This is a genomic window from Mycolicibacter senuensis, from assembly GCF_002101885.1.
GTDB lineage: Bacteria > Actinomycetota > Actinomycetes > Mycobacteriales > Mycobacteriaceae > Mycobacterium > Mycobacterium senuense.
The window spans coordinates 1-1,720 of sequence record NZ_LQPS01000024.1 but is presented as its reverse complement, the minus strand read 5'-3'; the positions used below and the strand labels follow the sequence as shown (position 1 = coordinate 1,720).

1 protein-coding gene is annotated in these 1,720 nt (G+C 65.3%); it reads left to right on the top strand.

The annotated features are described in order from the left end of the window. Nucleotides 1-137: 137 nt before the first annotated feature. Nucleotides 138-1,352 carry an IS110 family RNA-guided transposase gene (locus AWC24_RS04875; protein WP_085082607.1) on the top strand — a complete coding sequence of 405 codons (1,215 nt, stop codon included), beginning with the start codon at nt 138-140 and terminating at the stop codon, nt 1,350-1,352. Nucleotides 1,353-1,720: the final 368 nt, after the last annotated feature.

Below are 1,720 nucleotides of genomic sequence, written 5' to 3'. Positions count from 1 at the left end.
GCGGCGGTTGATATAGATCGGGGTAGTCCTTCACAAACACCTCCGGAGGTGTCAGGAAGGGATCTGTAAGTGATTCCTTTCGAGGGTCCGCATGTTCGCGCATGCGGGTTCTCCTGACACGCCCCGGAGGTGTTGTTATGGCTGTGCATCCTGCCCCAGTCACGTCGTCCACGATTGTCGTTGCCGTCGATGTCGGCAAGACCTCGGCGATGCTGTCGGTGACCGATGGAGGCCGTCAGCAGGTGTTGGGTCCGGTCGAGTTCGCGATGAATCGCTCGGGCCTGGTCAAGGTTGTTGATCAGGTGAGCACGTTGATTCCAGCATGTGCGCAGGTCAAGGTGGGCATCGAAGCGGCTGGCCACTATCACCGCCCGGTGCTGGACTATCGGTGGCCGATCGGGTGGGAGGTGCTCGAACTCAATCCCGGGCACGTTGCCGAGCAACGCCGTGTCGCGGGTCGGCGCCGGGTCAAGACCGATGCGATCGACCTGGAGGCAATCACCGAGCTGGTGTTGGCCCAGCGGGGGCAGGTGATCACCGAGCGCGGGGCGCTGTTCGGCGAGCTGGCTGCCTGGGCCGCTCACCGATCCCGGCGGGTGACTACCCGAACCGCGACGAAGAATCAGCTGCTGGGGCAACTCGACCGCGCGTTTCCGGGGTTGACGCGTGCGTTGCCCGATGTGCTGGGTACCAAGATCGGCCGGCTGGTCGCCGCCGAGTTCACCGACCCCGCCCGATTGTCGGCGCTCGGTGTGAGCAGGCTGATCCGGTTCGCCGCCGCCCGCGGTATCGGGCTGCGCCGTCCGGTCGCTGAGCGTCTGGTCGCAGCTGCCCGAGATGCGTTACCGACTCGCGACGGCGCTGTGGCCCGGCGGGTGCTGGCCACCGACGTGGTTCTGCTGGACGGCTTGGATGCTCAAATCGGCGGTGCCGAAGCCGAGCTGGCGATGCTGATCCCTCGCAGTCCGTTTGCGACGTTGACCTCGGTTCCCGGCTGGGGTGTGGTCCGAGCAGCCAATTACGCCGCCGCACTTGGAGACCCGGCCCGCTGGCCGGGGCCTCGACAGATCTACCGGGCCTCGGGACTGTCTCCGGTGCAGTACGAATCGGCAGGCAAACGCCGAAACGGAAAGATCAGCCGCGAGGGCAGCGTGGCATTGCGTCGGGCCCTGATCGACCTCGGTATGGGCTTGTGGCTTACCGAACCCGCCGCCAAAGCTTATGCCGCCGAACTGAAATCGCGCGGCAAGCATGGCGGAATTATCGCTTGCGCGCTGGCAAACCGCGCCTGCCGCATCGCCCATGCGTTAGTCCGTGACCACAGCAGTTACGACCCCGCTCACTGGATCTGACCGGGGGTCAACGCGCAAACCCCCGGCGCCGGCCCAGCAGAAAGGAACCCCGTCAGCCCCCTTCCCAACACCAAGACCCAGTGGCACCCTGGAGACGACGAAGGGCCGATCAGATGCCGTGGCGGTTATGGCGGACCCTCGGGTTACGCCGATGCTAACTTGGCACCGGCCCTTCGCCCCCATCGCAGCCCGAACGACGCCAGATGACCCTTCCGCTAGAGGTCGCATAGGTCAACGTAGGCGCGCCAGGCACATCGTCGCTTCCAGGCGACACTAATCACGCTCAGACCCCTCAACGTCGGGCTACAGCTCCGGCGTCGTCAACCCCTGTACCCACCGCCAGTTGACAAGACCTACAGCCAGTTAGC

What these genes read in the sequence shown, in the direction of transcription:
- AWC24_RS04875 (WP_085082607.1), top strand. Translation starts at nt 138, where the DNA reads ATGGCTGTGCATCCTGCCCCAGTCACGTCGTCCACGATTGTCGTTGCC.